At 68.7% G+C, this 26,192-nt stretch carries 23 protein-coding genes; 7 read left to right on the plus strand and 16 right to left on the minus strand.

Going from position 1 to position 26,192, the window contains the following annotated elements; all coding sequences use genetic code 11:
• Positions 1-117: 117 nt before the first annotated feature.
• On the plus strand, positions 118-1,794 hold the full coding sequence (locus tag CCZ27_RS23935) for a toll/interleukin-1 receptor domain-containing protein (RefSeq protein ID WP_096452207.1): 1,677 nt from the start codon (positions 118-120) through the stop codon (positions 1,792-1,794).
• A gap of 3 nt (positions 1,795-1,797) precedes the next feature.
• Here CCZ27_RS23935 and CCZ27_RS05255 read toward each other — a convergent pair whose 3' ends face one another.
• The 9 genes from CCZ27_RS05255 to CCZ27_RS05295 all read right to left on the minus strand — a co-directional run bounded on the left by CCZ27_RS05255 (position 1,798) and on the right by CCZ27_RS05295 (position 8,485).
• Entirely contained in the window at positions 1,798-2,592 is a 795-nt protein-coding gene (locus tag CCZ27_RS05255) for a flagellar brake protein (RefSeq protein ID WP_096446198.1), read from the minus strand.
• Between the two features lie 8 nt (positions 2,593-2,600).
• The gene (locus CCZ27_RS05260; protein ID WP_096446200.1) at positions 2,601-3,380 is read right to left on the minus strand and encodes a flagellar brake protein; all 780 of its coding nucleotides are present in this window, start codon (positions 3,378-3,380) and stop codon (positions 2,601-2,603) included.
• A 47-nt stretch (positions 3,381-3,427) separates the two neighbouring features.
• Positions 3,428-3,784, minus strand: coding sequence for an EscU/YscU/HrcU family type III secretion system export apparatus switch protein (locus CCZ27_RS05265; protein WP_096446202.1), 357 nt, complete (start codon positions 3,782-3,784; stop codon positions 3,428-3,430).
• Complete coding sequence (gene fliK, locus CCZ27_RS05270) at positions 3,781-4,917, minus strand: flagellar hook-length control protein FliK (RefSeq protein ID WP_096446204.1); 1,137 nt, start codon at positions 4,915-4,917, stop codon at positions 3,781-3,783. The genes CCZ27_RS05265 and fliK overlap by 4 nt, the downstream gene beginning before the upstream one ends.
• A gap of 40 nt (positions 4,918-4,957) precedes the next feature.
• The gene (locus CCZ27_RS05275) at positions 4,958-5,281 is read right to left on the minus strand and encodes a flagellar protein FliT (RefSeq protein WP_096446206.1); all 324 of its coding nucleotides are present in this window, start codon (positions 5,279-5,281) and stop codon (positions 4,958-4,960) included.
• A 57-nt stretch (positions 5,282-5,338) separates the two neighbouring features.
• A complete protein-coding gene (gene fliS, locus CCZ27_RS05280) occupies positions 5,339-5,755 on the minus strand; it encodes a flagellar export chaperone FliS (RefSeq protein WP_096446208.1) in 417 nt (138 codons plus the stop codon).
• A 37-nt stretch (positions 5,756-5,792) separates the two neighbouring features.
• Positions 5,793-7,175 carry a flagellar filament capping protein FliD gene (gene fliD / locus CCZ27_RS05285; RefSeq protein WP_096446210.1) on the minus strand — a complete coding sequence of 461 codons (1,383 nt, stop codon included), beginning with the start codon at positions 7,173-7,175 and terminating at the stop codon, positions 5,793-5,795.
• Between the two features lie 19 nt (positions 7,176-7,194).
• On the minus strand, positions 7,195-7,560 hold the full coding sequence (locus tag CCZ27_RS05290) for a flagellar protein FlaG (protein ID WP_096446212.1): 366 nt from the start codon (positions 7,558-7,560) through the stop codon (positions 7,195-7,197).
• 79 nt (positions 7,561-7,639) lie between these two features.
• Positions 7,640-8,485, minus strand: a complete 846-nt coding sequence (locus tag CCZ27_RS05295; protein WP_096446214.1) for a flagellin domain-containing protein — start codon at positions 8,483-8,485, stop codon at positions 7,640-7,642.
• A gap of 462 nt (positions 8,486-8,947) precedes the next feature.
• Here CCZ27_RS05295 and CCZ27_RS05300 point away from each other — a divergent pair, with 462 nt between their 5' ends.
• From CCZ27_RS05300 to CCZ27_RS05315, 4 genes are all read left to right on the plus strand, one after another.
• Entirely contained in the window at positions 8,948-11,962 is a 3,015-nt protein-coding gene (locus CCZ27_RS05300) for a beta strand repeat-containing protein (RefSeq protein ID WP_157748443.1), read from the plus strand.
• 105 nt (positions 11,963-12,067) lie between these two features.
• The gene (locus CCZ27_RS05305; protein WP_232516646.1) at positions 12,068-13,879 is read left to right on the plus strand and encodes an O-linked N-acetylglucosamine transferase, SPINDLY family protein; all 1,812 of its coding nucleotides are present in this window, start codon (positions 12,068-12,070) and stop codon (positions 13,877-13,879) included.
• Positions 13,880-13,973: 94 nt separating this feature from the next.
• Positions 13,974-15,128, plus strand: coding sequence for a UDP-galactopyranose mutase (gene glf, locus CCZ27_RS05310; RefSeq protein WP_096446220.1), 1,155 nt, complete (start codon positions 13,974-13,976; stop codon positions 15,126-15,128).
• Entirely contained in the window at positions 15,125-16,108 is a 984-nt protein-coding gene (locus tag CCZ27_RS05315) for a hypothetical protein (RefSeq protein ID WP_096446222.1), read from the plus strand. Before glf ends, CCZ27_RS05315 begins: the two co-directional genes overlap by 4 nt.
• A 42-nt stretch (positions 16,109-16,150) precedes the next feature.
• Here CCZ27_RS05315 and CCZ27_RS05320 read toward each other — a convergent pair whose 3' ends face one another.
• A complete protein-coding gene (locus tag CCZ27_RS05320) occupies positions 16,151-16,711 on the minus strand; it encodes a Uma2 family endonuclease (protein ID WP_096446224.1) in 561 nt (186 codons plus the stop codon).
• Between the two features lie 314 nt (positions 16,712-17,025).
• Here CCZ27_RS05320 and CCZ27_RS05325 point away from each other — a divergent pair, with 314 nt between their 5' ends.
• Positions 17,026-18,222: a Fic family protein gene (locus CCZ27_RS05325; RefSeq protein ID WP_096446226.1), complete on the plus strand. Its 1,197-nt coding sequence runs from the start codon at positions 17,026-17,028 to the stop codon at positions 18,220-18,222.
• Positions 18,223-18,343: 121 nt separating this feature from the next.
• Here CCZ27_RS05325 and CCZ27_RS05330 read toward each other — a convergent pair whose 3' ends face one another.
• The 4 genes from CCZ27_RS05330 to CCZ27_RS05345 are packed head-to-tail and all read right to left on the minus strand — an operon-like array spanning position 18,344 to position 22,285.
• The gene (locus CCZ27_RS05330) at positions 18,344-19,381 is read right to left on the minus strand and encodes an ABC transporter ATP-binding protein (protein ID WP_096446228.1); all 1,038 of its coding nucleotides are present in this window, start codon (positions 19,379-19,381) and stop codon (positions 18,344-18,346) included.
• Positions 19,378-20,388 carry an ABC transporter ATP-binding protein gene (locus CCZ27_RS05335; protein ID WP_096446230.1) on the minus strand — a complete coding sequence of 337 codons (1,011 nt, stop codon included), beginning with the start codon at positions 20,386-20,388 and terminating at the stop codon, positions 19,378-19,380. Before CCZ27_RS05335 ends, CCZ27_RS05330 begins: the two co-directional genes overlap by 4 nt.
• Positions 20,385-21,311 (minus strand): ABC transporter permease, encoded by a 927-nt coding sequence (locus CCZ27_RS05340; protein ID WP_096446232.1) that lies wholly within the window; start codon positions 21,309-21,311, stop codon positions 20,385-20,387. Before CCZ27_RS05340 ends, CCZ27_RS05335 begins: the two co-directional genes overlap by 4 nt.
• Positions 21,308-22,285: an ABC transporter permease gene (locus tag CCZ27_RS05345; protein WP_096446234.1), complete on the minus strand. Its 978-nt coding sequence runs from the start codon at positions 22,283-22,285 to the stop codon at positions 21,308-21,310. The genes CCZ27_RS05340 and CCZ27_RS05345 overlap by 4 nt, the downstream gene beginning before the upstream one ends.
• A 179-nt stretch (positions 22,286-22,464) precedes the next feature.
• Between CCZ27_RS05345 and CCZ27_RS05350 the strand changes: the two genes are divergently transcribed.
• Positions 22,465-22,863, plus strand: coding sequence for a RidA family protein (locus CCZ27_RS05350; RefSeq protein ID WP_096446236.1), 399 nt, complete (start codon positions 22,465-22,467; stop codon positions 22,861-22,863).
• Positions 22,864-23,051: 188 nt separating this feature from the next.
• Here the strand turns inward: CCZ27_RS05350 and CCZ27_RS05355 are convergent, their stop codons facing one another.
• Complete coding sequence (locus CCZ27_RS05355) at positions 23,052-23,696, minus strand: PEP-CTERM sorting domain-containing protein (RefSeq protein WP_096446238.1); 645 nt, start codon at positions 23,694-23,696, stop codon at positions 23,052-23,054.
• Positions 23,697-23,762: 66 nt separating this feature from the next.
• Positions 23,763-25,964 (minus strand): PhoX family protein, encoded by a 2,202-nt coding sequence (locus CCZ27_RS05360; protein WP_096446240.1) that lies wholly within the window; start codon positions 25,962-25,964, stop codon positions 23,763-23,765.
• Positions 25,965-26,192 lie beyond the last annotated feature (228 nt).

Consider the following 26,192-nt stretch of genomic DNA (forward strand, 5'->3'; position numbering starts at 1 on the left):
TTTCCCGCCGCGGGGTGATGCCGCGAAGCCCGTTTTCTCCGGACGGCGGAATCCGCGTCCATGCCGGGATGCGCTTTTCCGGCAATGGTTCGTCCGACGAAGGGAGTCTCGCACGCCGTGGACGGGGTCTTCATCAGCTATCGACGCGACGACTCGGCGGGCTATGCAGGCCGGCTGTACGACCGGCTGGCCGGGTATTTCGGCAGCGCGCGCATCTTCATGGATGTGGAAGGCATCGAGCCGGGCACCGATTTCGTCGCCGCCATCGAGGATGCGGTGGGGTCGTGCCGGGTCCTGATCGTCATCATCGGCGACGAATGGACGAATGCCACCGATGCTGCCGGCAGGCGGCGGCTGGACGACCCGGCCGATTTCATCCGCATCGAAACCGCCACCGCGCTGCGGCGCGACATCCGTGTGGTCCCCGTGCTGGTGGGCGGCGCCGTCATGCCGCAGGCGGACGAACTGCCGCCGGAGCTGAAGCCGCTGACCCGCCGGCAGGCGATCGAGATCAACCACAAGCAGTGGGAAGCGTCGAGCGGCGAACTGATCCGGACCCTGGAGCGGATCCTGGGCAGCGGGGCCGCGCCGGCATCGGCACTCTCCGCAGCCGCGGCGGAACCGGCTTCGTCCCCGCCGGCGGGCGGCAATGGCGCTGCCGGCAAGGGGGCGATGCGATGGATCGCGCTGTCCGGCGTCGCCGCCATCGTTGCCGGCAGCGCCGTGTGGTTCGGCGTCGCCAGGCATGCCGTGATGGAACAGCCGGTCTCACGGACGGAAGGCGAGGGCGCCGGGCAGGCCGCCGCGCCTTCGCCGTCCGCGGCGCCGGCCGCACGGGCGGCGCCCGATGTGGCGGCGGCAACGGTGCGCGAGCCGCAAGCCGTGCCATCGGCCCCTGCGTCCGTGCCGTCGGCCACCGCACCTGCGGCGACGCCTGTGGCCGATGCGCCGGCTGCCGCGCCACCGGCGGTGAAGGCCCCGCAGGCGGATAGGCGGGTGGCCAGCCCGGTGGTCACCGTCGCTCCCCGGCCGGCGAACCCGTCAAAACCGACGTTCTCGCCGAGCCTGGCACCGGGCACCGTCCGCGAGCCGGTTTCCATCGCGAGGACTGCGCCCGCGCCCTCCGCGCTGCCGCCGGTCGCACGGCCGGAAGCGAGCGCGGCTGCGCTGCTGGCCGCGGTGCCTGCGGTGGAGGTTCCCCGCGCGGCCGATGCAGGCCGCCCGCTCGGCGGTGAGCGCTGGACCTACGAATCGCGCGGCAAGTGGCCGACGAGTCCGAAACGCCGCTTCGAGGTCGCCGTCCAGTCGGTGGCCGGCGAGGTCGTCACCGACGCCCTGAAGATCGTCGAGCCCGACACGGCCGCGGGCGGCGAGGTGCGGCGCTGGGCGGGCGGCAAGCCCGGATTCATCGAATGGAACGGGATCGGGACCGAGTTCAGCCCGTACTGGGGCGCCTTCGTCGAACTGTCCCGCGGCGAAGGCGCGCGCGGCTTCGCGACCCCGGAGGTGGGCGGGTACTGGACGAACTGGCATTCGGTGGCGAAGGTGCTGGGCGAGGAATCGGTCAGGGTGCCGGCCGGCACGTTCGATGCCTACAAGGTGGAGGTCTGGAGCAGCCGCAACGCTACCGGCGGCCCGGCCCAGGCGCAGCTCGAGCCGGTCGGCATCCACTACCTGGTCTGGTATGCACCCGCGGCAAAGCGCTACGTGAAGATGCAGCGGCGCGTCATTTCGGCATCGAGCAGCGAAAGCGAGCGTGACGTGTTCGAACTCGTCGCGCACCGGCTGCCGTGACGCTCACAGGCCGCCGCGCTCGCGGGCGTTGATTTCGCGTTCGGTGCGCAGGATGTAGCGCTGTATGGCGGTGTCCGCGCCGCGCGGCAGGGCGGCGAAGCGGCAGCCGACGCGCAATGTCTCGATGCCGCTGCGGTTGCGCTGGGGATTGACGTTGCGCACCTCCAGCGTCGCCGTGATCGGGTCGAGGTCGGGCAGCAGCAACAGGCAGCCGGGCAGTTCGGCCGCGGGTTCGAGCCGCGGCAGCGCATCCGGCGCGGCGTGGAAGGCGATGCCGCCCGCGCCGATGTCGATGATCCGCACCGACAGGCTGCCCGCGTCGCCGGGCCGGGGAATCGCGCACCGCGCCTCGTGGCTGAGCGGGACCTGCAGGCGGTAGGTCTCGCGCCGCTGCAGGCGCAGCATCTGGCCCGGAACCGGCGCCAGCAGCGCCGTCCGCCCGTCGAGCGACACCAGCGTGGCGGCCTCGATGGAAAACTGGATGCGGATGCGGTCCAGTTGGGTGACGCACATCAGCTTGTCGGCCAGGGTCGCGCGGCGGTTCGTGCCTTCGTCGATGCAGGCGTCGAGGTAGAGCGACTCTTCGTCGCCGGACAGCGAGACGAGGGCGCTCAGGAAGGATTCGCGCCCGGGCGGCAGGTGCACGCTCACCAGCGCATGCGCATCGATCAGGGCCTGCAGCAACTGGCGGACCTGGCGCCGGCCGTGCAGCAGGTACCTGTCCAGGCCCTCGGTCGGCAGCGGCTGGATGCGCTCGGGTTCGTCGTGGCCGGCGTGTTCTGGCTCTGCGGTGGACATGGGCGGTTTCAGCGGCGGCCGCGTGCGCGGGCGGCGCGCTGGCGTTCGTTCTTCATGATGTAGCGCTGGATGACGTTCTCCGCCTGTGCCGGAAGCCCTGAGAACTGGCAGCCGGCACGCAGCATCTCGACGCCGTTGCGGGTGACGAGGCGGAACAGGTTGCGCACCGTCAGATGCGCCGGAATCGGTTCGCTGTCGGGCAGCTCGAGCCGGCATCCGGCAAACGACATGCCCGGCTCGAACGCGATGCCGGTGGGCGGGACCGCGATGGCGATCCCGCCCGTGCTGATGTCCAGGATGCGCATGTCCACCCGGCCGCCTTTCCCCCGCCCCGCGCCGAGCGGGATCGAGCACACCACCGTATGCGTGACCGGCGTGCTGAGCCGGAAGAAATCGCGCCGCTGCAGGCGCAGGATCTCCGCCGGCAGCGGCGCGCTGAACACCGGGCCGGAACCGGCGTCGCTGCGCGACGGACGCCCGAGGGAGAACTGGACCCGAACCTTGTCGAGCTGCGTGATGCAGGTGATCTGTTCCGCGTGCTCGATCTGCCGGTTGATGGCCTCGGCGGTGCTGCCGTCGAGCAGCAGCGTATCCTCGCCGGGCGTCAGGCCGAGGACCAGGGTGAGAAAGGACTGGTTGCCCGGCGCGAGATGGGCGGTGACGAGGGTGCGCTCGTCCGACAGTTCGCGGATGAGATGCGCGATCTCGCGCGGGTCGCGCAGCAGGAACCGCGATTCGTCGTCGGCGTGCAGCAGTTCGACGCGGGTCTGGTTGTTGTCGGTGGCCATGGTGACCGGGCGAAGGCTTGCGGGGATGCCGAGGCTTATAGCACGACTCAGCCCGGGTGTGCTTTCGCGCCCCGGCGCGGCAGCGCGCCGGGCAGGCTGCCCGGCGCCGGAACGGGGGCGCTGCCGGCCCCGGCGCCCTGTTCGACGCGGTAGAGCCAGGCCAGCAGTTCGGCCACCGCGACGTAGAGCTGGGGCGGGATGCGCTCGTCGAGGTCGACCTGCATCAAGAGGCCGACGAGTTCCGGCGATTCGTGCACATAGACGCCGGCCTCGCGCGCGCGCTCGATGATTTCGCGGGCGATCACGCCGCGCCCCTTGGCCACGACGCGCGGCGCCGTCTCGCCCGCGTTGTAGGCGAGGGCGACGGCTTCGCCGCGCGGATCGGGTGCCGGGCCGGCGTTCATCGCGGTTCCACCACCATGCCGGTGAGCGGAAGGGCGGCGGCGTCGAGCGCGGACTGCAGTTCGGCACGGCGTTCCTGCAGCGCGGCGATGGCGGCCGGGTCGTCGGCGCGCATGCGCAGCGCCACGCCGGCGGCGGTGAGGTGTAGTTCGGCCTCGACGCCGCCCAGGCGCGGCAGCGTCAGGCGCAGCGTCGTCTTCCATTCCGGGGCGGGTTCCTCCCCGGCCTCGGCCTGTTCCCGCTCCGGCGCCTCGTTCTCGGGGTCGTGGATGATCCATTCGACCGCCTGCCCGGGCCACGCCTGGCCCTGCCACACGTACTGGTGGGTGGCGAGTGCGTCGAGCTGTTGATGCACCACCGGCAGCAGGCGTTCCGGGATGGCGAGGCCGCGTGGCATGGGGGATTCGTCCGCCGCGGGGCGTGCGCGCGGCGAGGCCGCGGTGTCGTCGGGCGGGGCGTTCCGTTCGCTGGCGCGTCCCTGTGCCGCCGCGCTGCGCGCGGCATCGGCGGCAGCGGCCGGCAGGCCGCTCCCCGGCCGCTCGCCGCCTGCGGCCGCCAGGTTGTGCGGTTCGCGCTGCAGCGCCGCGACGTCGAGCCTGCCCTGCGCCCATTGGGCCTGGTGCGATTCGTAGAACAGGCCGCTGCGGCCGATCGCTTCACGCAGCGCCGGCGCCAGTTGCGCGCCGCTGGCCGGCGGCGCGTCCAGGACCGGCCTGCCGGCCGACAGCGCCGCGGGTGCCGAGGCCGGCTGGCCGGTCAGGAGGAAGCTGATGAGGCGCCCCGTCCGGCTCAGCGAGGGCAGGGCCGAGGCGTTGCCCGCGGCCGCGTCGGGCGTGGCGAGCCGCGCGAACACCGTGCGCGGCGTGGTTTCGGTGACGACGAGGTCGAGCGTGTCGCCGGCGCTGGCGGACGCGTCCAGCGCCAGCGTCATCTGCCGGCCGGCGATCAGGGCGCGAAAGGTGCCGTCGGGCAGCGCCTGCTGCAGCGTGGCGAGCACGCGCTGCCCCGGCACGAGATCCGGCAGGTCGGCCTGGATCTCGCGCGCGCGCTGCAGCCCGGCGACCGGCTGGTCGGCGTTGAAGAAGCTCGCTTCGTTGAGCAGCCGCAGCCGCGCGGCGAGGTCGGCGGGGATCACGGTGCGCGCTCCGTGTCGTCAGCGGCCGGGCCGCCCGGGCTCAGGGCTCGAGTGCGCCGTAGGCGGCGCGCACCGCCCGGTCGCGCACGCCGTCCGAGAGCAGCTTGCGCACGGCGGTCAGGAAGGGTTCGGCGTGGCTGCGGATCTCGGCATCCAGCGCGAGGATCCGCTGCATGCCTTCGGCCAGCGCGGCGCGTTCCTGCGCATCGGCCGCCGCGCTGCCGGCCCGCGCGATGCAGGCGGCGCGCAGCTCGGCCGCCTCGCGTTCGAGGGCGGCAAGGGTGTCCCAGTCGTTCGCCCGTGCGGCATCGGCCATCGCCTGGTAGCGGGCGAGCAGGGCGTCGATATCGTGGAGGGTCGGCATGGCGCGGCTCCGGAATGTTTCCATGCAACCAGAAGCAAGACCCGCGCCATGCGGCGGTCAGGCCGCCGCCGCGGTCGCCTCCGCCTTGCCGGCGATACCGGCCCAGGCTTCGCGCAGCGTGGCCAGCAGGCCGCCGACCTCTTCCAGCGCCGGCTGGCTGTTGTGCAGGTTGGCGTAGAGCAGGCGGTCGCTCATGTAGTCGTAGAGCGCGGCCAGCCGGACGGCGAGTTCGCCGCCGGCGCTCATGTCCAGGCTGACCTTGAGGCCGTTGATGATGATCTCGATGGCCTTCGAGATGGCCTGGCCCTTGGCGGACACGTCCTGGCCGCCGACGGCGATCGCGGCGCTGCGCACCTGCAGCAGGGCGCCGTCGAACAGCATCAGGATCAGTTTGTGGGGGTCCGCGGTATTGACGCCGGTTTCGACGCCGACCTTGGCGTAGGCCGCAGCGCGATTGGAGAAGCCTCCGAACATCTTTACGTGTCTCCTGCGGGGAAGCCCGATGTGATCGTTAGGCAGACAGGCTGGCGAGCTGCCGCGTCAGGTAGGCGCTGGTGGTGCTCATGCTCGACATCGCCGCATCCAGCGCGGTGAATTGCGCGGAATAGCGTGCCTCGATGCGCGCCAGGCGCAGCTCCATCGTCTCCTTGCGGTCGTCGAGCGCCTTGATCGAGCGGCTGATGCCTTCGGTGCGGGCGCTGAGCAGGCCGTCGGTGTCCAGCATGGACTTGATGCGGCTTTCCAGCGTCTTGGCGAAGCCCTCGACGGTGCCGTTGCCGCGGAACAGCTCGCCGACCTTCTTCGCCGGGTCGGCCAGCGCCTCGGTGAGCTTGGTGCTGTCGACCGAAATGCTGCCGTCCGTCTTGAAGGTGATGCCGATCTGCGACAGCGTGGTCGCGCCGCTCAGGCCGGAAAGCGGGTTGGAGAACACGCCGCGGATCTGGTTCTGGATCGAGCGCACGCCGGAGTCGCCGTTGAGCGTGCCGGCCTTCTTGGTCTCGGCGTTGTAGCTGGTCTGGCTGCGGATCAGGGTGTTGAGTTCGTTGTATGCCTTGACGAAGTCGTCGATGGCCTTCGTGGCGACGGTGTCGTCGCGCGTGACGGTGACGGCGGTCTCTTCGTCGGTGAGCTTGGCGAGCTTGAGGGTGACGCCCTCGATGGCGTCCGTCACCGTGTTGGTGCTGCGCGTGATCGCCAGTCCGTCGATGGTCAGGCGCGCATCCTGCGCCTGCTGCACCGAGGTCAGGGACGAGCCCGAAGGGTTGCCGGCGTCGAAGCCGAAGCCTGCCAGCGCGCCGTCGCCGCTCAGCCTGAAGGCATTGGCGGCGCCCGTTTCCTTGCTGCTGATGACGAGCTGGTTCACCGTGCCGTTGTTGACGATCTGCGCGGACACGCCGGCGTCGGCGGCATTGATCGCCTTGCGCAGGTCGGCGAGCGTGGCGCCCGCGGCCAGCGAGATCGTCTTCTCGCCGTCTTCCGCCGGCGTGAAGCTGCCATCCTCGGCGTAGCGGCCCAGGCTGATCGTGAGGCTGCCTTCGCCCACCGCGGGTTCTGCGGTGGCGCTGGTGGCCACGCGCTGCGTGCGCGCGAGCGCGCTCACCTCGACGTTGTAGCTGCCGGTCTGCGCCGACGAAGTCGAGCTGACGGTGAATGCCTTGGTGTCGCCCGCGCTGGCGGCGGTCGCGGAGAAAGTGCCCGGTTTGGCGAGCGTGGCGGCGGCGTCCTGCAGCTTGGACATCGCGCTCTTCAACAGGCCGAAGGCCGAAAGCTTCGACTGGTAGCTGCTTTGCTGGGATTCGATGCGAGTCAGGGGCTGGCGCTCGACCGCCATCAACTGGCTGATGATGCCCGAGACGTCCAACCCCGAACCGACTCCTGCAGCGCTGATTGCCATGATGGGAACCTCCCGGGTATCAGGCTTGCTGCTTCAGCAACAGGCCCTTCAACTTGTCTACTGCCTTGGAAATCGCCAGCACCTCTTCGGAGGGGATCTGGCGGATCACTTCGTTCGTCTCGGTGTCCATGACCTTGACCACCGTCCGGCCCGAGTCCTTGTCGAGCGAGAACTCGAGGCTCTGCGCCATTGGTGCCACGGCCCTGGCCACGTCCTCGAGCGCCTTCTGCAATTCGCCCGCGCCGGGGACCCTCCCGGCGCCGTCCACGCCCTGGGCCGGGACCGCACCGCCTTGCTCCGCCGGCGCGCTCCGGGCCACCTGCGTATCGCGCCCCACCATGGACTGCATGGCGACGGCGCTATGGCTGATGGGCTGAATCGACATGATATGTCCTCCTTATGGACAGACGGCGCGGAGCGTATCTTACGCTCCGCGCCCATCGTTGTTTCAGGCCGGCCCGGGCTTAGCGGAGCAGCGACAGCACGTTCTGCGGCAAGGAGTTCGCCTGGGCGAGCATCGCGGTACCGGCCTGCTGCAGGATCTGGGTGCGGGAGAGGTTGGCGGTTTCCGTCGCGAAGTCGGCGTCCATGATGCGGCCGCGGGCGGCGGACTGGTTCTCGGCGGCGACCTGCAGGTTGCTGATGACGGCGTCGAACCGGTTCTGCGAGGCACCGAAGTTGGCGCGCGCGGTGTTGATGACGGTGATCGCGTCATCGACGGCGTCCATCGCGTCGCGGGCCGCCGCGGCGTCGGCGCCGAGGGTCGCGCTGGTGCCCTGCGTGGCGGTGCCCATGTCGGTGGCGATGTCGGTCGTGGTGATCGCGATCTGGTTGTCCGTGCTCGTGTTGGCGCCGACCTGGAAGGTGAAGGTGCCGCTGTCGCCGCCCGCACCGGTCAGCAGTTCCTGGCCGTTGAACTTGGTGTTCTTGATGATGCGTTCGTTTTCCTCGGCGAGCTGCTTGAACTCGGCGTCGAGCATCGTGCGGTCGTCGCTGTCGTTCGTGTCGTTTGCCGACTGGACCGCCAGTTCGCGCATGCGCTGCAGGTTCTCGCCGATCTTGCCCAGCGCGCCTTCGGCCGTCTGCGACAGCGAGATGCCGTCGTTCGCGTTGCGGATGGCGACGTTCATGCCGCGCACCTGGGTGTTCATGCGCTCGGCGATCGCCAGGCCGGCGGCATCGTCCTTCGCGCTATTGACGCGGAGTCCGGAAGACAGGCGCTGCAGGGTGGTGCCGAGCGAGCTCTGCGAGGTGGACAGGTTGCGCTGCGCGTTGAGGGAAGCCACGTTGGTGTTGATCGTCTGGGCCATGATGTTTCTCCTGGAAGGTCAGGTTGGTCATACACCCGTTGGTTCTGTCGTCTGCCTGGGCGGGTGAGGAGCGTTTCGTTGTGCTCTTGGCTGCTCTTACGGTGACCCCGGAAAAATCTTTAGGCGTTTTTTGGCTTGCCGTGCGCATTTTCCGCAAGTGAGGCCCATGCGGCAGGTTGCCGGCGCGTTGCGAATCCGCGATGAGGTTCCGCGCCGGCCGGCGATGGGCGCGTCCGCCGTATACATATATATGGGAGTGGCGCGGCGGGCGGCGATCGGGCAGGGCCGTGACCCCCGGCACGGCCGGATGCGGCGGGAGAATCCGGGCCCTAAAGTTCCCGGAGATTTGTCCGATGAAGGGTCCAGAAAGCATAGAAGCAATGCGGACCGGGTCGTCGCACGGCGCTCCGGATCTTTCCAGAACGTCTCGCCGTCGTGGCGCAAAAGGCAAAAGGGGTTGTCATGTCCATCATCAGCGGAATGTCGGGGGCGCAGATCTCGGCGCTGACCACTGCTCAGATCCAGGCGCTGTCGACGTCCGATTTCAAGGCGATGTCGACCGCCCAGATCAGCGCCCTGACGTCCGACCAGATCGGCGCCATCGAGACCGCCGACCTCGTCGTCCTCAACGCGAGCCAGATCGCCGCCTTCGACACGACCGCGTTCTCCGACGGTCTCATCACCTACCAGGCCACCGCCCTGACGGCGGCCCAGACCAAGGCGCTCACCACCGCCCAGCTCAACGCGTTCGGGAGCGACCAGATCGCCGCGCTGGGCACGGACGTGTCGGCGTTCTCGGCCGCCCAGCTCAAGGGCTTGTCGACGAACAACATCGTCGCGCTGACTTCCGATCAGCTCGCCGCGTTCTCGGGCGCGCAACTGGCGGCGCTGACCACGGGCCAGATCCAGGCGATCGAGACCGCCGACATCGCCAAGCTGGGCACCGCGCAGATCGGCGCATTGACGGCGGTGCAGGTGAAGGCGCTGAGTTCCGACCAGCTCAACGCGCTCGGCACCGATCAGTTCGCCAGCCTGAAGGCGACTCAGATCGCGGCGCTGACCACGGAGCAGATCACCAGCCTGTCGACGGACAACGTGAAGGCCCTCGGCGCGGCCCAGATGAAGGCGCTGACGACCGCGCAGCTCAACAGCCTGACCAGCGACCAGCTTGCCGCCCTGGACACGGCGGACGTCGCCGCGCTGACCGCCTCCCAGGTGAAGGGGCTGTCGACGAGCAACATCGCCGCGTTGAGTTCGGACCAGCTCAATGCGATGTCCGCCGCGCAGATGGCGGCGCTGAGTTCGGAGCAGATCCAGGCGATCGAGACCGCCGACGTCGCCGCGCTGGGCAGCGCGCAGATCGGTGCGCTGACGGCGGCCCAGATGAAGGCGCTGAGTTCCGACCAGCTCAATGCGCTGGGCACGGGCCAGATCGCCGGCCTGAAAGCCACCCAGATCGCGGCCCTGACGACCGATCAGGTCGCCGGCCTGTCGACGGCGAACGTCCAGGCGCTGAGCGGGGCGCAGGTGAAGGCGCTGACGGTGGCGCAGCTCAACAGCCTGACGAGCGACCAGGTCGCCGCCCTGGATACGGGCGACGTGGCCGGCATGACCGCGGCGCAGATCAAGGGCCTGTCTTCCGACAACATCGTCGCGCTGACTTCCGGCCAGCTCAACGCGATGTCCGCGGCGCAGATGACGGCGCTGACCTCCGCCCAGATCCAGGCGATCGAGACCGCCGACGTCGCCGCGCTGGGCACGGCGCAACTGCAGGCGCTGAGCGCCGCGCAGGTGAAGGCGCTGACGACCGAGCAGCTCAACGCCCTGGGCACCGAGCAGTTCGCCAGCCTGAAGGCGACGCAGGTCGCCGCGCTGACGACCGAGCAGGTCGTCAGCCTGGCCACGGCGAACGTCCAGGCGCTGAGTGCGGCACAGGTGAAGGCGCTGACGTCGTCCCAGCTCAACAGCCTGACGAGCGACCAGGTCGCGGCCCTGGATACGGGCGACGTGGCCGGCATGACCGCGGCGCAGATCAAGAGCCTGTCTTCCGACAACATCATTGCGCTGACCTCCGCCCAGCTCAACGCGATGTCCGCGGCGCAGATGACGGCGCTGACTTCCGCCCAGATCCAGGCGATCGAGACCGCCGACGTCGCCGCGCTGGGCACCGCGCAACTCCAGGCGCTGAGCGCCGCGCAGGTGAAGGCGCTGACGACCGAGCAGCTCAATGCGCTCGGCACCGAGCAGTTCGCCAGCCTGAAGGCCACGCAGGTCGCCGCGCTGACGACCGAGCAGATCGCCAACCTGGCCACCGGAAACGTGCAGGCGCTGGGCGCCGCCCAGGTGAAGGCGCTGACGGTGGCGCAGCTCAACAGCCTGACCAGCGACCAGGTCGCGGCGCTGGACACCGCCGACGTCGCGGCGCTGACCGCCGCCCAGGTGAAGGGCCTGTCGTCGGCCAACGTCCAGGCGCTCACCACCGGCCAGATGAAGGCGCTCAGCTATGCGCAGATCGCCGCGCTCACCTCGGCCCAGGTCGGCGCCATCGAAACCGAGGATCTGGCCGCGCTCGGCACCGATCAGCTCGGCGCGCTGACGGCCGCGCAGATCAAGGCCCTGGGGACGGACCAGCTCAACGCGCTCGGCACCGACCAGGTGGCGGGGCTGAAGGCGACGCAGGTGGCGGCGCTGACGAGCGACCAGGTCGCCCAGCTTTCGACCGCGAACGTCGAGGCGCTCACGACCTCGCAGGTCAAGGCCATGACCGTGGCGCAACTGAACAGCCTCGACAGCGACCAGATCGCGGTGCTGAACACCGAAGACGTCGCGGCGCTGACCGCGGCCCAGGTGAAGGGATTGTCGACGAACAACATCCAGGCGCTGACGACGGGCCAGGTCAAGGCGCTGATGTATACGCAGATCGCGGCCCTGACGTCGTCGCAGATCAAGGCGTTCGAGACCGGCGATCTGGTCGAGTTCAGCACCGGCCAGATCGGCGCGATGACGGCGGCCCAGATCGGCAGCCTGACCACGGACCAGCTCAACTCGCTGACGACCGGCCAGATCCAGGGCCTGAGCGCGGCCCAGGTCGCCGCGCTCACCACCGAGCAGGTCGGCAAGTTGTCGACCGACAACGTGCAGGCGCTGACGACCGCCCAGGTCAAGGCGCTGACGGCGACCCAGATCCGCGCGCTCGGCACCGAGCAGATCGGCGCGCTGCAGACCGAGGACCTGGTGCAGTTCTCCGCCGCCCAGGTCCAGGCCCTGAGCACCGACCAGATCCAGTCGGGGCTGTCGACCGATCAGATCAAGGAACTGACGACGAGCCAGATCGCCGCGCTGACGACCGCCCAGATCAAGGACGGCCTGAGCACCGACCAGGTCGCGGCCTTGACCTCCGCGCAGGTCCAGGCGCTGACTCCGGCCCAGGTCGCGGCGATGACCACCGACCAGATCCAGCAGCTCAACCTGGGCTGATCGCGCTGACCGACGCCGTTGCCGGCCGCATCGCCACGCCTCCAGCCGGTCCAGGCCCCGGCCGCTGGAGGCGTCGCCATTTCCGGAGCGTTCATCTTGAGTGAAATGAAAGACGTCGACTACGCCGGCATCGTGAATCTGATCTGGCATCGCAGGCTCGACTTTCCGCAACTGCTGAACTACGCGAACCGGCTCGAGGCGGGGGGGCTGAGCGGGCTCGTCGCCGTGCTCTACCAGACCTGGCTCAAGCGCAACCGCAGCGCATACGACCACTTCGCATGGTTCAACCTGGGCGTGGCGCTGTTCGCCGAAAGCGACGTGGAGGGCGCGCGCGAGGCATACGAGCAGGCCGTCCGGCTGGCGCCCGGCTTCGTGCAGCCGAGGTTCAACCTCGGCCTGGTGTACGAACGCCTCGGACAGCCCGACGCGGCGATGGAGCAATGGCAGTGGGTGGAGCAGCATGCATCGCCCGAGCGGCCGGACGAGCGCACCGTCCTGATCGCCGTGCTCAACAACTGCGGGCGCCTCGAAGAGGGGCAAAAGCGGTATGCCGACGCGCTGGCCTGCCTCGACCGCAGCCTGGCGATCGATCCCGGCCAGCCGGACGTGCTGCACCACTGGGTGTTCCTGCGCGAGAAGCAGTGCCTGTGGCCGGTCCATGCGCCGCCCGCCGGCGTCGACCCGGAACTGATGCGCCGCTCCACTTCGGCGCTGGCGATGATCAGCCTGTCCGACGATCCGGCCGAACAGCTCGCGGCCGCGACGAACTACGCGAGCCGCAAGATCCCGGCGGACATGCCCGTCCTCGCGCCGGAGCAGGGCTATCGCCACGACAGGATACGCATCGGCTACTGCTCGTCCGACTTCTGCCTGCACCCGGTGTCCATGCTGACCGCCGAGCTGTTCGAACTGCACGACCGCGGGAAATTCGAGATCTACGGCTTTTGCTGGTCGCCCGAGGACGGCTCGGCGCTGCGCCAGCGCGTGGTGAAGGCTTTCGACCACTACATTCGCATCGACGGGCTCGACGAGGCGGCGTCCGCGCAGCTCATCCGCAGCCACGAGATCGATATCCTGATCGACCTGCACGGCCAGACGCGCGGCGCCCGCACGCAGATGCTGGCCCACCGGCCCGCGCCCATCCAGATCACCTATCTCGGCCTGCCGGCCACCACCGGGCTGCCCTGCATCGACTACGTCATCGCCGACCGCTTCCTGATTCCGGAAGAATACGCCGGCTATTATTCGGAAACGCCGATCTACATGCCGGACGTGTACCAGGTGAGCGACCGCAAGCGCCTGTGCTCGCCGGCGCCGACGCGCAAGGGCTGCGGCCTGCCGCCGGAAGGCTTCGTCTTCTGCTCCTTCAACAACAACTACAAGTACACGGCCGAAGTCTTCGACGCGTGGATGAACATCCTGCGCCGGGTGCCCGGCAGCATGCTGTGGCTGCTGTCGGACAATCCCTGGGCCGAGGCCAACCTGCGGCGCGAGGCGCAGGCGAGGGGCATCGACGAGGGCAGGCTGTTCTTCGCCGGCCGGGTGGCGCCGGAACACTACCTGGCGCGCTACGCGGTGCCGGACCTCTTCCTGGACACCTTCCCGTTCAACGCCGGAACCACCGCCAACGATGCCTTGTGGATGACCCTGCCGGTCCTCACCCTGTCCGGACGCTGCTTCGCCTCGCGCATGGCCGGAGCGCTGCTGACCGCCGCGGGCCTGCCGGAACTGATCACGTACGACCTGCAGGCTTACGAGGACAAGGCGGTCGAACTCGCGACCACGCCCAACGCCTGCCTGCGCCTGCGCGAGCGCCTGGAGGCGGTGCGCGAGACAGGCGTGCTGTTCGACACGCCCCGCTTCGTGCACAACCTGGAGCAGCAGCTTGCCGGACTGCTCGAAGCGCAGGACCGCTGAGCGGCCGACGCGCGCAGGGGTGGTTCCCGGGGGCGGGCTACTGTGGCCCAATAACGCCCGCAGACGATTTCAATACCCGGAGCAGCGAGAAAGCATGAGGCTCACGAGTGATTTCCCGGACGTGCTGGTCGTCGGTGCCGGTTTTGCCGGCGCCGTCGCGGGCAGGCGATTGGCGGATGCCGGCCATTCCGTCCGGATCATCGACCGCCGTCCGCACATCGGCGGCAACGCCTGGGACGAGACGGATGCCCACGGCGTGCTGGTGCACCCGTACGGCCCCCACATCTTCCACACCAACAGCCGGCGGGTGATGGCCTGGCTGTCCCGCTTCACCGACTGGCGGTTCTACGAGCATCGGGTGCTGGCCCGCGTCGACGGCCGGCATTTTCCGATACCGATCAACCGGACCACGCTGAACGCGGTATTCGGACTGGAACTGGAAGAGGCCGACGTGCCGGCATTCCTGGAGTCGATCCGGGAGCCGCGCGCGCCTCTGCGCAGCAGCGAGGATGTGGTGCTGAATTCCGTGGGCAGCCGTCTTTGCGACATGTTCTTCCGCGGGTACACGAAAAAGCAGTGGGGAAGGGATCTCTCCGAATTGTCCTCCAGCGTCGCCGCCCGGATTCCGGTCCGGACGGACGACGACGACAGGTATTTCGGCGACGGCTTCCAGTTCATGCCGCGCGACGGATACGGGGCGATGTTCGCCCGCATGCTGGATCATCCCCGGATCGAAATCGCCCTCGGGCAGGACTACGCGAGCGAACCCTCGCGATCGACCGCGAGGCATACGGTCTATACCGGCCCGATCGACGAATTCTTCGATTACCGTTTCGGGCCGCTCCCCTATCGCAGCCTCCGTTTCGAGCACTACCACACGGATTCGGTGGGGGAGGACGGGTTCGTGCAGCCGGCCCCGGTGGTGAATTATCCCAATGAGGAAGAATTCACGCGAATCACCGAGTTCAAGCAGTTGACGGGCCAGCGGTGCGCGGGATCTTCGCTGGTGCGCGAATATCCGTCGGCCAAAGGCGATCCGTATTATCCGATTCCCTGCGCGGAAAACGAGGCATTGCTGAAGCAGTACGAAGCCGAGGCCATGAAATGGCCGACGGTATCCTTCGTCGGCCGATTGGCGCAGTACCGTTACTACAATATGGACCAGGTCGTCGCCTCGGCCATCAAGGTGGCTGATTCCGTGGCGGAAAGATTGACGTCGAAAAATCCGGGAAAACAGACACTGCCATGAAATTCGTCATCCTGTGCCCGCTGGGGGCGCGAACGGGCGGGCCGGAAGCGTGCTTTCAATTGTCGGACGCCCTCCTGCGCCTGGGTTTCGAGGCCGAAATGTGGCTGCACGAACCGGCGGACATCATTGCCTTCCAGGAATACAACCTCGATCCGGTGCCCGGCACTCCCTTCGAGTTGCCGGCCAAGGCCCACGGGATCGAGGAATACGACCCGTACCGATACGAGCCCTTCACGCGTTATTCGCCGGAGGAGCGGGTGGTCTTCGTGCTTCCCGAGGTCTATCTTTCCGTCATTTCGCTCTTCCTGGGAAAGGAAGTGATGATCTGGTGGCTCAGCGTGGACAATGCCTTCAAGGCGCTGGGAGGCATCAACCTGAATTTTCTGCGCCATCCCTCGATCCGGCATGCCGCGCAGTCGCGCTATGCGGAAGGCTTCCTGCAGGCAGTGGGCCTCGATCCGCGCAGGCTGACGGACTACACCGTCGTTCCGCGGGGCGATGCCGGGGCCGTTTCGCAGCGGCCCCTCAGGGTCGCACTCAATGCCGGGAACAAGGTGATCGTCGATCTGGATGCGATATCCGCGCTGATCGAAGCCTATTGCCCCGGCGTGGAAATCGTCCGTATCGCGGGCCTGCCCAGGGAAAAGGTGTATGAGATCTTTTCCACCTCCCGCGTGTTCATCGACCTGGGCAATTTCCCGGGCAAGGACCGCATGGCTCGCGAGGCGCTGCTGCTCGGCGCGGCCATCATCCTCGGGAATTCGGGCGCCGGCGCCAACGAAGAGGATTTTCCGATCGCCCGCATGTACCGCCCGGATGTCTACGCCTATCCGCAAATAGCCGGACTGGCGGCCCACATGGCGCTCCATCCCGAAGCGCATGCTTCCCGGTTCCACAGCGCCCGGCAGACCTTTCTCGACGAAAAAGGGAATTTCGACGCCGAAGTGCTGGAACTGGCCTCCGCGTATTTCGGCAGATAGAAATCAGTCCGGGTCCGCTGCCGAACCCGGGCTTGCCCGACGCTAGTCCACGTTGCGGAAGATGCGATCCCACGGGATCGTCACTTCGAGGCCCGGCAGCACGAGCGGTGCCTCGGGTTCGATTTCGTGCAGTTCCCAGACGGTTTCCTGCGTGCGGCGATAGTGTTCGATGCGCCGGCGGTCGGGGTCGATGAGGACGAATTCCTTCAGCGATGGAATGCGGCGATACGCGGCGAACTTGTCGCCGCGGTCGTAGGCGGCGGTGGCGGGCGACAGCACTTCGACCACCAGCGTGGGGGCACGCATGAACTGTTCGGCCTTGTGGTCTTCCGCATCGCAGGTGACGAGCACGTCCGGGTAGAAGTAAGCCTCGTCGGCCTCGGCCCGGAGCTTCATGTCGGCCATGTAGGTGCGGCAGGGCGTGCCTTCCAGGGCCGCATCCAGCGCGGCGAAGACGTTCCCCGAGATCGTCACGTGCCGGCGGCTGGCGCCGTCCATGGCGAAGGTCTCGCCGTGCACGTATTCGTGCTTTTCGGGCTGCTGCTCCTCCCAGAGTAGATAGTCCTCGGCCGTGAAGGGAGGCGTGGGTTGCGGCAAGGCCATGGCGGGCTCCGGAAGCAGGCGACTGCGACCGATTATGGCCGCGGCCCCCGGACGTGTCCATGCGGCCGCGGCGGGCGCGAGCCGCGCTTGCTCCGCGGGCCGGCTGAATGGGCTCGCGGCGATTGCCGCGTAACGCCGGTCTCGACGTACCGGCTGGAGATCGCGGCCACGCGGTACGCCTGCCGGGTTTCCCGGTGAGATCGCGACCGGCAGGAAGATCGGCAGGAGAACGCTGGAAATATGCGGGATAGAGGCTTCAAGCCTTTCTGTTTAAAGTAGAATTTCCGGAATTCAATCGGCAGGAAGATCGGCAGATGAACCAACCGCCCCGGCTGCTGGCGGCGTATACCGAACCCCGTCAGTTCGAACCCTTGATCCCCCAGCGGGAGCTTGAATCCTTGCGTGCCCGCGGTGCGTCCATCGCGGCGCAGTCGCATGCGCTCACGGGGCGGCTGCATCCGGTCACGATGACGCAGTTGCGCGAGTTGCTGCGGGCGATGAATTCGTACTACAGCAACCGGATCGAGGGGCAAAGCACGCATCCCCGGGACATCGCCCGCGCGTTGAGGCGCGAGTTCTCGTCGGCGCCCGACGTCGCCCGCAGGCAGCGGATTGCGGTGGCGCACATCGCCGCCGAACGCGAGCTGGAGGCGCTCGTCCCGGCGGGGCTCGAAGCGCTGTCGTCAGCCTGCGCAAGAAAGGCGCACGAGCTTCTGTATGCGAAGCTCACCCCTGAAGACCGGATGACGGACGATGGCCATGTCGTCGAGCCGGGCGAATTTCGTGCCGATGACGTGGCTGTCGGTCGCCACCAGCCGCCGGCGCACACGGCGATCGGGGCGTTCCTGTCGCGATTCGACAAGGCGTACGGGAAAGCCGGCAGTTGGGAGTCGCGCCTTTTCATCATCGGCGCCGCGCATCAGCGGTTTGCGTGGATTCATCCGTTCCGCGACGGCAACGGCCGGGCCGCCCGGCTGATGACGCACGCAGCCCTGTTTCCGCTGACCGGCGGCTTGTGGTCCGTTGCGCGGGCGATGGCGCGGCGGGTGGACGACTATTACGCCGGCCTCGATGCCGCGGATGCCCCGCGGCAGGGCGACCTCGACGGACGCGGCAACCTGTCGGAAAAGGCGCTGCGGGCGTGGTGCTCCCTGTTCCTCGATTTCTGCGAGGATCAGGTGTCCTTCATGACGAAGATGCTGGACCTCCCGGACATCAAGCAGCGGATCGACACCCTGCTTACCGTGCAGTCGCAGCAGGACAGGCAGATCCGCCGGGAAGCGACCCTGCCGCTCCATTACCTCTTTCTGGCCGGCGAGCTTACCAGGGGCGAGTTCGCGCAGATGACCGGGCTCGCGGAGCGCACCGCGCGCTCGTTGATGGCCCGCCTGCTCGAGACGGGGCTGCTCGAGAGTTCGAGCCCGAAAGGGCCGGTACGCATCGGCTTTCCACTGGATGTGCTGCACCTGTTGATGCCGCGCCTGTATCCGGAAGCGGCGAGCGAGAGTTAGCGGCACGCGCGGCGGGACGGTTCGCGGGCGGGCGGAGTCGCGCCGGTCCGCGGACCGTTTGTCGTTCCGCTCGCGCGGCTCGTCGTCCGGAGAGCGGCGAGGCGGCCGGCGCCGCCCGTGGTCAATCGTGCAGATGGCACGCCGAGGCGTGGTCCGGCGCGACTTCCCGCAGCCTGGGCGCTTCGTGCCGGCAGCGGTCGAAGGCGTGCGGGCAGCGCGGGTGGAAGTGGCAGCCGGGCGGCGGTGCGAGCGGGGAGGGGAGTTCGCCGCGGATGGCGAGGAAGCGTTTCTTTTCGACCTTGAGCGTCGGCACTTCGGCGAGCAGGCCCTGCGTATAGGGGTGGGCGGGGCGGGCGAAGATGTCGGCGACCGGCGCGTTCTCGACGATGCGGCCGAGGTACATGACCGCCACGCGGTCCGACAGGTGGCGCACCACGCCGAGGTCGTGGCTGATGAAGAGGCAGGTGAGCCCGAGCTGTTCGCGCAGCCGCATGAAGAGGTTCAGCACCTGGGCCTGGATGGACACGTCGAGCGCCGCCACTGCCTCGTCGCAGACGAGGAATCCGGGCTTCACCGCCAGCGCCCGCGCGATGCCGACGCGGGCGCGCTGGCCGCCCGAGAACTGGTGCGGAAAGCGCTCGGCCATCGCCGGATCGAGGCCGACCTGGCGCAGCAGCCCGGCGACGAAGCCGGCCTGTTCGGCGCGGGAGATCAGCCCATGCACGCGTGGCGCCTCGGCCAGCAGGTCGCGCACGCGCATGCGCGGGTTCAGCGACGCGTACGGGTCCTGGAAGATCATCTGGATGCCGAGCTGCACGCGGCGGCGCTCGGCTTCGGGGAGGGCGTCGACGTCGGTGCCGCGCCACAGCCGCGTGCCGCGGGTGGGGGCGTGCAGGCCGACGGCGATGCGGCCCAGCGTGGACTTGCCGCAGCCGGATTCGCCCACCAGGCCGACGACTTCGCCCTGCGCGACGGCGAGGTCGACGCCGTCGAGCGCATGCACCGCCGCGGCGGGCCGCAGCCAGCCCAGGCGCTGCCCGAGGCGTTCGATCCAGTCGGGCGAGGCGCCGAACTGCTTGGCGATGCCGCGCAGTTCGAGCAGTGGCGCGGTGGCGGCCTGCGCCGGAGCGTTGGTCGCGGAAGCCGGCGGGGCGTTCATCGCAGGCTCTCGCCGGCCGCGAGCGGGTGGAAGCAGCGCACCGCATGGCCGGACGCGGCCTCGACGAGTGCCGGCGCCCGTTCGCAGGCAGCGCTGGCGCGTGCGCAGCGCGGCCGGAAGGCACAGCCCGCGGGCAGCGCGTGCAGCGAGGGCGCCATGCCGGGGATCTGGCGCAGAGGCCGCGGGCGTCCGGCGCCGTGCGGCGCGGCGTTCGCCGCTGGGGTCGAATCCAGCAGGCCGCGGGTGTAGGGGTGGGCGGGTGCCTCCAGTACCTGCGCCGTGCTGCCCTGTTCGACGATGCGGCCGGCGTACATCACGCACACCCGGTCGGCGAGACCGGCGACCACCGCGAGGTCGTGCGTGATCCAGATCAGCGCGGTGCCGGATTCGCGGCACAGGGTCTGCATCTCGAACAGGATCTGCGCCTGTATGGTGACGTCGAGCGCGGTGGTGGGCTCGTCGGCGATGATGAGGTCAGGCGCGTTCAGCAGCGCGATGGCGATCGCCACCCGTTGGCGCATGCCGCCCGACAACTGGTGCGGATAGGCGCGCAGGCGCTCGTCGGGCGAGGGGATGCCGACGCGGGCGAGCGCGTCGCGCGCGCGTTCGCGCGCCTCGCCGCGGCCGACCCGCCGGTGCGCGCGCACCGTCTCGATCATCTGCGTGTCGATGCGCAGCACCGGATTCAGCGTCATCATCGGGTCCTGGAAGATCATCGCGATGCGGTCCCCGCGCAGCGCGCGCCATTCGTGCGCCGGCAGGCCGCGCAGCTCGCGGCCGTCGAGCCGGATGCTGCCGCCGGCGATCTCGCCCGGCGGGTCGACCAGGCCGAGGATGGAAAAGCCCGTCATCGATTTGCCCGAGCCGGATTCGCCCACCAGGCCCAGCACCTCGCCGGGCGCGACGCTGAAGCCGACGTCGTCGACCGCGGTGACGGTGCCGGTGCGGGTGGCGAAGCGCGTGGTCAGGTGTTCCACGACGAGGGTGGGCGGGGCGGCGGTGCTCATCGTTCGTGCAGCCTCGGGTTCAGCACGTCGCGCAGCCGGTCGGCGACGAGGTTGATGGCGAGGATGATCAGCAGCAGCGCCACGCCGGGAAACACGCTGATCCAGTAGCGGCCGGAGTACAGGTACTGGAAGCCGTTGGAGATCAGCAGGCCGAGCGAGGGCTCGGTGACCGGCAGGCCGAGGCCGAGGAAGGACAGCGTGGCCTCCAGCGCGATCGCCGCCGCCACCTGCAGCGCCGCCACCACGATCAGCGGCGGCAGGCAGTTGGGCAGCAGGTGGCGGAACAGGATGCGCGGCGTCGACAGGCCGAGCAGGCGCGCGGCGTCGATGTATTCCCTGCGCCGCTCGACCAGCGCCGTGCCGCGCGTGGTGCGCGCGTAGTAGGCCCATTGCGAGGCGACCAGCGCCACGACGATCTTGTCGATGCCCTGGCCGAACAGCGCGAGCAGGATCATCGCCACCAGGATGGACGGGAACGAGAGCTGGATGTCGGCGATGCGCATCAGGACCGCGTCGAAGCGCCCGCCGAAGTAGCCCGCCGCCAGCCCCAGCGCCATGCCGATCGCCAGCGCCAGCAGCGTGGCCGCCACGCCCACGCCGACGCTGATGCGCAGGCCGTACAGGATGGCCGACAGCATGTCGCGGCCCTGTTCGTCGGTGCCGAGCAGGTAGGTCAGCCTGCCGTCGCCGCTGGCGCTGCCCGGCGGCAGGCGGCCATCGAGCACGTCGAGCTGCATCAGGTCGTAGGGATTCTGCGGCGCCAGCCAGGGCGCGAACGCGGCCGCCAGCACGATGGCCAGCAGCAGCGCGAGGCCGGCGAGTGCGACCCGGCTCTCGGCGTACGCGCTCACGAAGCGGCGCAGCGGGCGCTCCGCGGCCGGTGCGGGCGGCGCGACGGCCGCGGCTTCGGGCGATTCGCTCATTGCCGTGCTCCGGCCAGCCGTACCCGCGGGTCGAGTGCGGCATACAGCAGGTCCACCGCCAGATTGATGGCGATGTACAGCGTGACGATCAGCAGCAGGTAGGCGACCACCACCGGGCGGTCGAGCTGGGTGATCGAATCGAGCAGCAGCTTGCCCATGCCCGGCCAGGCGAATATCGATTCGGTGACCACCGAGAAGGCGATCAGCGAACCGAATTCCAGCCCGACCACGGTGACGATGGGGATCAGGATGTTCTTCAGCACGTGCACGCCCACCACCCGCGTATTGGACAGGCCCTTGGCGCGGGCGAACTTCACGTAGTCCTGCAGCAGCGCCTCGCGCGTGCCGCTGCGGGTGAGGCGGATGATCAGCGACAGCTTGAACAGCGCCAGGTTGGCCGCCGGCAGCAGCAGGTGGCGCCAGCCCTCGGCGCTCAGCAGCGAGGTCTGCACCCCCAGCAGTCCGGTGGTCGGCCCGCGGCCGCTGGCCGGCAGCCAGCCGAGCTGCACCGCGAACACCATGATCAGCATCAGCCCCACCCAGAAGGTGGGCAGCGAGAAGCCGAGGATGGAGCCGGCCATGATCGCCTTGCCCGCCGCCGAATCCGGCTTCAGCCCCGCCCACAGCCCGAGCGGGATGCCCAGCAGCACCGCGATCAGCATCGCGACGACGGCCAGTTCCAGCGTCGCCGGCAGCCGCTCGGCGATCAGCCCCAGCGCCGGCACGCCGTGGATGAAGGAGTTGCCCAGGTCGCCCCGCAGCGCGTTCGCCAGGAAGCGGCCGTACTGCACCCACAGCGGCTGGTCTAGACCGAGCGCCGCCGCGGCGCGCGCCATGTCCTCGCGGGTGGCGTTCGGGTCGACCAGCAGGTCGAGCGGGTCGCCGATCGCATACACGCCGGCGAACACCAGCAGCGACATCACGAACAGCACGTTGAGGGCCTGGAGGCCGCGTCGCAGGATGAAAAGGGGCATCGGGGGCGGAAGGGCAGTGGCCGGTGGCCGGGGAAGGAGCGGCCGGCGGGGCGGGGTCCGGACGGAGGATAGCAGCCACGGCCCGGTTCGAAGAAGCCCGCGGGCTGGCCGGGAGCGGCAAGGCATGGAACACTTGCCGCCCGCAGGCTCATCCTTTCCACCGATCACGAGGCACAGACATGGAAACCAGGGTCATCAACCCGCCCGAACTCTTCGTCGGCAAGGCGTTCAGCCAGACCTTCTCGGTCGAGGGCGCGCAGCGGCTCATCTTCATCGCCGGCCAGATCGACTGCGACCGCGAAGGCAGGGTGCGCAACCCGGACGATCTCGAGGCGCAACTGAAGGGCACGCTCGACAACCTCGACATCGCGCTGCGCGCGCAGGGCGCGACGATGCAGGATCTGGTGAAGGTGAATTTCTACATCGTCGGCCTGCAGCCGGCGCAGACGCCGCGCATCCGCGACATCCGTGCCGCCTATTTCGACGCCGGCAAGCCGCCGGCGGTGACGCTGGTGGGCATCGAGCGGCTGTCGATGGATGGGCTGCTGGTGGAGATCGAGGGGATCGCCGCACGCTGAGCGGCGCGCTCCGCGCCGTTCTCCGCGGCGCGTTGCCGATCTGCGCCTGATCCTCCGGGACCGGCCATCAAGAAATGAGAAGGGCGCCCGGAAGCGCCCTCGAGCAGGCCGGCGGAGCCGGCCCGACCATCGGCACGCCAAGGGATGGCGGGTCTTTCGACCCGCCATCCCTTTCGTGCGCGGCGAACTCAGCCGCGGCGGCGCGCGACGCCGGCCAGCAGGCCCAGGCCAGCCAGCAGCATGGCGTAGGTTTCGGGTTCCGGCACCGGGGTGGTGAAGGTCAGGTTGTCCAGGACCACGCCGTCGCCAGCGATGCTGATGCGGGCGATGTCGGCGTTGTCGCTGACGTAGCCGGTGGTGAGGAACGCGTTGTAGGTGGTGGAACCAAAGGCCGGGATGCTCACTTCGTGGCTGCCGATCAGGCTGTCGGCGGCATCGAAATAGCTGACGGTGACCGAAACCGGCTCGCTCGAACCCAGATCCTGCCAGGCACTGAAGTCGAAGGCGAAGCCCTTGGTGGTCAGGCCGTTGAAGCTGATGTCGAGCGTGGTGGAGCCGATGTTGTCGAACGAGAGGAAGCGGACGTCACCGCCCCACAGGCCGTTTTCGCCGAGATCGAACGCGTACTGGCCAAGCGTGTATTGCGTGGCCGACGAGAAGTAGGCGGCGCCGATGTTGTAGCTGCCGTTGATCTCATGGCCGAATTCGCTGCCGAAATCGATGACCGTGGCCGTGCTCGGGACCAGGGACAGGCTGTCGATGGTGCCGGCGGCCTGGGCGGTCGCGGCGGAGGCGGCCAGCAGCAGGCCGGCGACGATGCTGAACTTGTTCATGTCTGTATTCCTTTCAATGCGTGTCTGAACGCCCGGCCGCCGCGGCGGCCGGGCATCGATCGATGATCAGGCGCCGATGATGCCGCCGTCGTCCTTGGTGATGACCACGACGCCGGCGCGCGGGCGGCCGCCCGGCAGCGGCGTGCCGTCGGCACGGGTCGCCCACTGGCCGGCCGGCCAGGTGGAGTACTGGGCCGGGTCGGTCGCGGGCGAATCTTCACCCGGGTGCTGGATGCCCACGAACAGCGTCTTGCCATCCGGCGTCATGGTGATGCCGGTGACCTCGCACCGGTTCGGGCCGGTCAGGAAGCGGCGGAACTCCTTGGTGTTGGGATCGGCACAGGACAGGCTGTTGGCGCCGATGTTCACCCAGTCGCCGCTGCCGTCGCCGATCTGGTCGGTCTGTACCCACAGGCGGCCGAACCAGTCGAACCACAGGCCGTCCGGCGCGCCGAAGTCGGCGGAACCGTACGGATCGGCGACGATGTTGCCCTTGAAGTCGTTGGTCGAATTCGGGGTCTTGGCGGTCTGGGTGTCGCCGGCCTGGACGAAGAGATCCCAGGTGAAGGTGGTGGCGAGCACGCTCTTGCCGGTTTCGCGCCAGCGGATGATGTGGCCGTAGATGTTGTTCTCGGACGGGTTGGCGGCGTCGACCGGCGGGCGGGCCGAGCCGGCGGCGGTGCTGCCGTCCGGCTTGTTGACGTTGATCGAGGTGCTGGGGTCACGGCGGTTGTTGTTGGTCAGCGTGCAATAGACCTCGATCTCGTCGTAACCGTTGACGCGCGGGCGCGCGCCGGTCCATTCCGGGCGGTCCATCATCGTGGCACCGACGGCGTCGGCCGCCATGCGGGTCTTGATGAGGATCTTGGCCAGAACTTCGGCGTCGTCGGCGCCGGAGAAGTTCGGGTTGTCACGCAGGGCCACGCCACCCGCGCCGATGGTACCCGGCAGCAGCGCGATCCATTCGCCGGTCAGATCGGCGTTGAACTTGGCGACATACAGCACGCCGCTGTCCAGCAGGTCGAGGTTGGCGGCACGGTTGGTCGGGTTGAACTTGCCGGACGCGACGAACTTGTAGATGTACTCGTTCCTCTCGTCGTCGCCCTGGTAGAAGGCGAGGTTGTTGGCGCTGTCGACCACGTACTGGGCGCTTTCGTGCTTGAAGCGGCCCAGCGCGGTGCGCTTGACCGGCGTGTTGGTGGGCGAGAACGGATCGACTTCCACCACCCAGCCGAACAGGTTCGGCTCGTTCGGGTTGACGGAGATGTCGAAGCGCGGATCGACGGTATGCCAGCGATAGCCGTTGCCGCTGGCGGAAAGGCCGTAGCGGTTGTTCAGCTTGCCGATCTCGGTGGCGACGTTGGTATTGACCGAACCGGTGGTGGAACCGAAGTTGCCGTTCCAGTTCTCCTCACAGGTCAGGTAGGTGCCCCACGGGGTGATGCCATGGGCACAGTTGTTGATCGTGCCATTGGCGACGTAGCCGTCGGTCTGGTTGCCGGTGGGCGTCGTGCCGGTCGGGGTGATGACGTGCTCGTTGGCCTTGAGCAGGGCGTGGCCGGCGGCGGGGCCGGACAGGCGCATCGGCGTGTTGGAGGTCAGGCGGCGGCCGTAGATCGAGTTCGCCACCACCGTCCAGTTGCTGCCGACACGGCGGATCTCGACGATGGACACGCCGTGGGCCGACTGCGACTTGCGGGCCTTCTCGATGGTGTAGCCGCCACCGAGCACGTCACTGCCGGTCTGGCCGGCCGGGAACAGGATGGCCTCGTGGGTGTACTCGTTGTTGGCACAGAGGAGCCCGCGGTCGCTGAGCACCTGGCCACGGCTGGAGAACGGGAAGAAGTGCATGCCGTCGGTGTGCATGCCGTACTGCAGGGCCTGCTCGGCGGCGGTGTTGCTGGCGTCGGCCTTGAAGGGAACGCCGCCGATGGCGATCGGGTCGCCCCAGGAAACGAGCAGCTTGGCGGTATAGCCGGCGGGCACGGCCACGACGTCGGCGACACGGCCGCCGATCGCCAGGCTGGCGGGAATGCTGTCGAAGCCGATGCCGGCGAAACCCGTGCTGCCGGGGATCGGCGCGGCTTCGACGGTGCCGACCAGGCCCGACAGCGTGACGCCGCCGGCGGCGGCCAGCATGCCGGCGCTGGCGGTGCCCTGGACGAAACGGCGGCGGGAGAGATCGACACGGCCGATGACGTCGTGGATCGATTCATTGCCCGACGGGTTGATCGTCAGGTCGTTCTTGGGGTGCTTGATGCCTTTCATGGGCGGTTTCCTCTTGCGGTATTGGGGGAATCGAGCGCAAGGCGACACAAAGGCGTCGCGATCAGCAGGCTTGCCCGGCAGACGCTATCAAGGTGAAGTGACACTTCAGTACCGGCTGCCGTAGCCTGAAAGAACTAGGCGTATTGACAATCAAATAGGCCATATGACGACGGCAGCCATGGAAACGGGCGGAGCACTTGGCGGGTTAACCGCAACGGGTACGGCCGG

This window comes from Thauera sp. K11, assembly GCF_002354895.1.
GTDB lineage: Bacteria > Pseudomonadota > Gammaproteobacteria > Burkholderiales > Rhodocyclaceae > Thauera > Thauera sinica.